We start from the raw sequence: 5843 nt of genomic DNA, 5'->3' as shown, positions 1-5843 counted from the left end.
GCCGTTCCGGGGCTGCCGTCGGTCGGTACCCCGGTGCCGTCGGCGGACACTCCGGTGCCGTCGGCCGATGACCCGGTGCCGTCGCCGCTGCTGCCGCTGTCGGTGCCGGCGCCACTTCTGCCGCCGGTGTCCCGCGTCCGCGTGCCGCGTTTCCGTTGTGCGGGCGCACCGCCGGGGTCGGCCCCGCCGGTGTCGCCGTTCGTTCTCCCCGTCACGATCGCCACGGATGGCATGCTCCCATGCCGTCCGCCGGCGAGGGGCGGGGATTCGGCAGTGCCGGGACGACGCGGCCCTACGCCTGCCGGGTCGGCAGGACGACCAGGTGGCGCAGGTTGACGTGCCGGGGGCGGCTCACGGTGTAGGCGATGAGGTCGGCGACGTCCTCGGCCGCGAGCGCCGGGATGGCGGTGAACATGCCGCCGAGCTGTTCGCGCAGCACCGGGTTGTCGATGTGCCCGGCGAGTTCGGTGTCGGTCAGTCCGGGCTCGATCGCGCTGACCCGGACGTCGCGCGGGCCGAACTCGCTGCGCAGGGCGGCGGACAGCTGGGTGAGCGCGGCCTTGGTGGCCCCGTACACCGCGTAGTCGGGGAAGACCACGTGCGAGGCGATCGAGGAGACGTTGACCAGGTCGGCGGTGCGGCCCTCGGCGGCGGCCGCGGTGAGGTCGGAGCCGAAAGCGCGGACGATCCGCAGCGCGCCGGTGAGGTTGGTGTCGACCATGCGGGTCCACTCGTCGATCCGGCCGTCGGCGAGGGGGTTGGGCAGCATCACCCCGGCGTTGTTGACCACCAGGTCGACCGGGCCGTAGGCGTCGTGGACGGTCTTCGCGGCGGCGTCCACCGAGGCCTGGTCGGTGATGTCGGTGGTGACGGCCAGCGCCCGTCCGCCCGCGGCGGCTATCTCGGCGGCGAGGGCGTCCAGCCGCTCGGTGCGGCGGGCGAGCAGGGCGACCCGGGCGCCGGATGCGGCGAGCAGGCGGGCGGTGGCGGCGCCCATGCCGCTGGCGGCTCCGGTGACGACGGCGGTGCGGTCGGCGGTGCGGGCGGCGGCGGAGGGGTGGCTCATCGGGGGCTCCAGAGGTTCGGTCGGGCCGGTGCCGACCACTCTGCGCGGGCTGCGAGCGGTTACCCAGGGTTGCGCTTTTCCCGGGAACTCCCTTCCTGGGACGGCCCTTCCTGGGACGGGCGAACCCGGGAACGGCGGTGCCACCCTCGGGGCGCCCGTCCGTGGCCGCCCTGAGCGGGCGTTCCGTGCCGGGGCGGCATAGCCTTTCAGTCATGAGCGCCTGCGAAGACCTCGCTCTGGCCCCTCAGAACATCGAGCCCCGGCCGCCCGCCGACGGCTGCGCCGACTGCCTGGAGCAGGGCCGCCGGGACTGGGTGCACCTGCGGATCTGCCTGGACTGCGGCCACATCGGCTGCTGCGACTTCTCTCCGCAACGGCACGCCACCGCGCACTTCCACAACACCTCCCACCCGGTGATCCGCTCCTACGAGCCGGGAGAGGACTGGCGTTGGTGCTTCGTCCACGAGGTCATGGGCTGAGCCGGTCACGCGTCTGACGGGGCCCGCGTACCGGCGCTCGCGCAGGCTCCCGCGGACGTCTCCCGGGTGTGGCGCCCGCACATCCCTTCCGCACTGGCACGGACCTGCGATCCGGATAAAATCCGGACATAAAGCCCGTTCGGCCCCACCGGCCGGCGTCCGTCCGGCCGGTGGCCGACGAAGGGAGGCCGACGATGACCAAGCGAACGCCCGGCAGCACCGCCAAGCTCCGCCAGGGCACCCAGGAACTGCTGGAACGCCGGGGCATGGCGAGCCCGCCCGCCCGGTTCGCGCCGATGCCGAGCGCCGGCGCGATGTCCTACGCCGCCGCCGGGCACGGTGCCGGCGAATCGTTCCGGCACGGTGGAAGGGACGCGCCGGGCACGACGATGCACGCCGCCCCGGCGATGCACGCCGAGCTCAAGGGGCACCGGCACCGTGGCGCGGAGAAGCACTCCGCCCACTGAGCCGCACCGCACCGGACCGTGCCGCGGTGCACTGCACCGCACAGCGGACGGAGCGCTCCTGGCGCATCGTCAGACGTTCCCCGTCCCCCGCGGCGGCCGGTCGGCGACGGCTTCGGCCCGTTCCCGCAGGGCTGTTGCGCCTGAGCGCGGTCGGCACGGTCGTTGTCAGTGGTGTGCGCTACGTTCGTCCCGTTCACCAGGGCACAGGCACCGGTGCAGGTACGGGGCAGGACGACGGGGGCGGGGCGCACGATGACCGACGTGATCACGGAGGAGCCGGTCGAGCTCCAGTTGGAGCGGTACCGCACCGAGTTGACCGGTTACTGCTACCGCATGCTCGGCTCGGTCTTCGAGGCGGAGGACGCGGTGCAGGAGACCATGGTCCGCGCCTGGCGCGGGCACCGGGGTTTCGAGGGGCGGGCCGCGCTGCGCTCCTGGCTGTACCGAATAGCCACCAACGTCTGCCTGGACGCGCTGAACGGCCGCAACGGCCGGGCCCGGCCGATGGACCTGGCCGGGCCGGTCACGGTGGCCGCGGCGCACGACACCCGGCTCCCCGAGGTGACGTGGATCGGTCCGGCGCCGGACGGCCGGGTGCTGCCCGAGACGGGGGACCCGGCCGAGGTGGCCGTCCAGCGCGAGTCGGTGAAGCTGGCCTTCGTCGCGGTGCTGCAGCGCCTCGCGCCCCGGCAGCGGGCGGTGCTGATCCTGCGCGAGGTGCTCGGCTGGAAGGCCGCCGAGGTGGCCGAACTGCTCGGCGTCACGGTGGCCTCGGTCAACAGCGCGCTGCAGCGGGCCCGGGCGGTGCTCGCCGTCGACGCCTCGGCGGCCCGGCCGGCCCCCGAGCTGGACGAGGGCCGGCGCGCGCTGCTGGACGGCTACGTCCGCGCTTTCGAGGCGTACGACATGGACGGTCTCGCCGCGCTGCTGCACGAGGACGTCACGCTCAACATGCCGCCGTTCTCGATGTGGCTGCGCGGGCGGGACGAACTCCGGGCGTGGATGCTGGGCCCCGGTCACGGCTGCCGCGGTTCCCGGCTGCTCCCGGTGACGGCCAACGGAGGCCCGGCCTTCGGCCAGTACCGGCCGAGTCCGGCGGGCGGGTACGAGCCGTGGGCGCTGATCGTGCCGGAGACGTCAGAGGGGCGGATCACCGGCTTCACCAACTTCCTGGACACCGACGTGCTCTTCCCGCTCTTCGGCCTCTCGCCCCGACTGGAGGCCGATCCGGTCGCGGAGTCCGCCGCCGAAGCCGTCGAGCCCGCCGAGCCCGTCGAGCCCGCCGTGGACTCCGTCGCCGAGTAGCTCCGCGAAGGCCGGGGGGTCGGCCGCGCCCGGCAGCAGCGCCGACAGGCCGCTGAACGCCAGCAGTTCGCGCAGCGGGCCGCCGGCGTTCAGCAGCACCACGGCCACTCCGTGCCGGGCGGCGGCCAGCCGCAGCCGGGCGAGCGCGTCGACGACGGCCAGGTCGGGGGCGGTCAGCGCGCCCAGGTCGCAGGTCAGTACGGGGCGTTCCGGTTCGGCTTCCACGGTATTCATGCCGGATAGGACCGCCGGGGCGGCCTCGACTCATCGGTCGTCGGCTGGTGGCAGAGTGGGGGCGACCGAACCCGCCCCGTCCCAGGAGGAGCACCGTGACGGCTGAGCCGTTGAAGTCCCGCGAGGAATGGCTGGCCTCCCTGCCCCGGATCTACGCGGCGGCGGGGTGCCTGCTGCGGGACGGGTCCGGCCGGATCCTGATCGTGAAGGCCGGGTACCGCGAGCACTGGCAGTTCCCGGGCGGCACGATCGACCTCGGCGAGGGCCCGGTGGAGTGCGCCGAGCGGGAGCTGCAGGAGGAGACCGGCCTCGTCCGGCGGGCGGGCGAGCTGCTGGCCATCTCCTGGACCCACGCCTCGGCCGAACTCGACCACCCCGCCCAGCACTTCATGTTCGACTTCGGTGACGTCCCGGACGGCACCCCCGTGACCGTCCCGGCCGGCGAGCTGGACGACTACCGCTGGGCGTCGGTCGAGGACGCCCTGGAGCTGCTCGGCCCGGCCCGGTCGGCCCGGCTGCGGGCGGCGCTGGAGGCGGCCGAGGACGGCCGGGTGCGGATCGTCACCACCCACGTCTCCGGGTTCTGAGCGCACGTGCCCCGTCCCGGGCGGGAGTTCCGTCCGGGACAGGGCACGGGGCCTCACCGCTGCGGCTCGGCCTCCGCGTCCCGGGCGGCGGCGACGATGGCGGCGATCGCCTCCGAGACGAAGGCCTCGGCGGCGGGCTTGTCCACCTTCAGTCCGGCCAGCACGCCCTGGCCGTTCTCCAGCTCCAGCAGGGCGAGCAGGAGGTGCTCGGTGCCGACGTAGTTGTGCCCGAGCTTGAGCGCCTCGCGGAAGGTCAGTTCCAGCGCCTTCTTGCTCTCGGCGTCGAACGGGATCAGTGCCGGCAGGTCGTCGGCGGCGGCCGGCAGGGCGGCGGCGGCCACCGCCCGCAGGGCCTCCGGGGTGACGCCCTGGGCGGTGAGCGCCTTCATGCCGATGCCTTCGGGCTCGGCGAGCAGGCCGAGCACCAGGTGCGCCGTGGTGATCTCGGCGTTGCCCGCCTTGCGGGCCTCCTCCTGGGAGGCCACCACGACGCTGCGGGCCCGGGGCGTGAACCTGCTGAAGCCCTGGCTGGGGTCGAGGTCGTTCGGGGCGCCCGGATCCTTGGGCACGAAGCGCTTCTGGGCGGCCTGCTTGCTGACGCCCATGCTGCGGCCGATGTCGGTCCAGGAGGCGCCGGAGCGGCGGGCCTGGTCGACGAAGTGGCCGATGAGGTGGTCGGCGAGTTCGCCGAGGTGGTCGGCGGCGATGACCGCGTCGGAGAGCTGGTCGAGCGCGTCGGTGTGGACCTTCTTGATCGCGGCGATCAGGTCGTCGAGGCGCAGCGGAGTGCTGTTGGGAACAACGGGATTCTCCATGCGTCAACCGTAGGTTGTCGATCCGGGGATCGTCAACCATCGGTTGACGATGGTTTGCGGAAGTCTTCCCGGGCGTCCCGGGGAACCCTTTCGGAGCCCCGGCGGCTTCGGGGGCCCGCGCTACGCCGCGGGCAGCAGCCGCTCCCGGACGGCGGCGATCCGCTCGGGCGCGACACCCGCCGCGAGCAGGTAACCGACCGGGTCGAAGTCGTCGAGCGCGGCCGCCAGGGCGTCCTCCGCGGTGGTCCCGGCCTCGGCGAGCACCGCGTCGATCCGGCGGTACGGGTCCGGCAGGCCCAGCATCCCGTACAGCGGACGGACGTTGGGGCCGCTCATCAGGTAGTCCTCGGCGATCGCGGCCCGGTCGACCCCGGCCAGGGCGAGCAGCAGCAGGACGGCCAGGCCGGTGCGGTCGCGGCCGGCGCCGCAGTGCACGACCACGCCGCCGGGGCGGGCGTCGGCGAGCGCGGAGACCAGCGCGGCGGCGGCGTGCGGGCAGTGGTCCAGGTAGGGGCGGAGCGCGAGCGGGGTGCCGTCCAGTCGTCCGTGGGCCTCCCACCAGGCAGGGCCGGCCAGTTCGTCCAGCGGGACGCGGACCAGCTCGACGTCCTCGGGGAGCGGGAGGAGCGGCTTGTACTCCTCGGCGTTGCGCAGGTCGACCACGGTACGGACGCCGTGGTCGAGGAGGGCGTCCCAGCCCTCGGTGGTGAGGCGGTCGAGGTTGTCCGCCCGGACCATCGCGCCGTGGGCGGTGGGCCGGCCGGAGGCGGTGGGCAGGCCGCCCAGGTCGCGGACGTTCAGGCAGCCGTCCCAGACGAGCGTGCGGTCCTCGGTGCTGCTCGGCGCGTGCGTCGTCCGGTACATGGGGGTCCCCGTTTTCCTCGGCGGGG

7 protein-coding genes and 2 pseudogenes are annotated in these 5843 nt (G+C 74.2%); 4 read left to right on the top strand and 5 right to left on the bottom strand.

The window, feature by feature from the left end:
- Positions 1-224: pseudogene (locus tag ACIQOV_RS23885) on the bottom strand (hypothetical protein); the annotation flags it as partial.
- Positions 225-292: 68 nt separating this feature from the next.
- The gene (locus tag ACIQOV_RS23880) at positions 293-1066 is read right to left on the bottom strand and encodes an SDR family oxidoreductase (protein ID WP_401051533.1); all 774 of its coding nucleotides are present in this window, start codon (positions 1064-1066) and stop codon (positions 293-295) included.
- A 212-nt stretch (positions 1067-1278) separates the two neighbouring features.
- On the opposite strand from ACIQOV_RS23880, the gene ACIQOV_RS23875 reads away from it, so the two are divergent.
- The 3 genes from ACIQOV_RS23875 to ACIQOV_RS23865 all read left to right on the top strand — a co-directional run bounded on the left by ACIQOV_RS23875 (position 1279) and on the right by ACIQOV_RS23865 (position 3317).
- Entirely contained in the window at positions 1279-1545 is a 267-nt protein-coding gene (locus ACIQOV_RS23875; protein WP_359902101.1) for a UBP-type zinc finger domain-containing protein, read from the top strand.
- Positions 1546-1739: 194 nt separating this feature from the next.
- Positions 1740-2012: a hypothetical protein gene (locus tag ACIQOV_RS23870; RefSeq protein WP_380352428.1), complete on the top strand. Its 273-nt coding sequence runs from the start codon at positions 1740-1742 to the stop codon at positions 2010-2012.
- 252 nt (positions 2013-2264) lie between these two features.
- Positions 2265-3317, top strand: coding sequence for a sigma-70 family RNA polymerase sigma factor (locus tag ACIQOV_RS23865; RefSeq protein ID WP_401051529.1), 1053 nt, complete (start codon positions 2265-2267; stop codon positions 3315-3317).
- Positions 3318-3362: 45 nt separating this feature from the next.
- Here ACIQOV_RS23865 and ACIQOV_RS23860 read toward each other — a convergent pair.
- Positions 3363-3554 (bottom strand): annotated as a pseudogene (locus tag ACIQOV_RS23860) (STAS domain-containing protein); the annotation flags it as partial.
- A 92-nt stretch (positions 3555-3646) separates the two neighbouring features.
- On the opposite strand from ACIQOV_RS23860, the gene ACIQOV_RS23855 reads away from it, so the two are divergent.
- Positions 3647-4138: an NUDIX domain-containing protein gene (locus ACIQOV_RS23855; protein ID WP_401051526.1), complete on the top strand. Its 492-nt coding sequence runs from the start codon at positions 3647-3649 to the stop codon at positions 4136-4138.
- A gap of 53 nt (positions 4139-4191) precedes the next feature.
- On the opposite strand, the gene ACIQOV_RS23850 is transcribed toward ACIQOV_RS23855, so the two are convergent.
- Together ACIQOV_RS23850 and ACIQOV_RS23845 are read right to left on the bottom strand one after the other, a co-directional pair.
- The gene (locus ACIQOV_RS23850; protein ID WP_401051523.1) at positions 4192-4953 is read right to left on the bottom strand and encodes a Clp protease N-terminal domain-containing protein; all 762 of its coding nucleotides are present in this window, start codon (positions 4951-4953) and stop codon (positions 4192-4194) included.
- 120 nt (positions 4954-5073) lie between these two features.
- The gene (locus ACIQOV_RS23845) at positions 5074-5817 is read right to left on the bottom strand and encodes a tyrosine-protein phosphatase (RefSeq protein WP_401051521.1); all 744 of its coding nucleotides are present in this window, start codon (positions 5815-5817) and stop codon (positions 5074-5076) included.
- Between the last annotated feature and the right edge of the window lie 26 nt (positions 5818-5843).

This window comes from Kitasatospora sp. NPDC091257 (assembly GCF_044757675.1).
Classification (GTDB): Bacteria; Actinomycetota; Actinomycetes; order Streptomycetales; family Streptomycetaceae; genus Kitasatospora; species Kitasatospora lactacystinica.
Note: the sequence above shows the minus strand (reverse complement) of the source record. Positions and strands in the feature narration are given on the sequence as shown.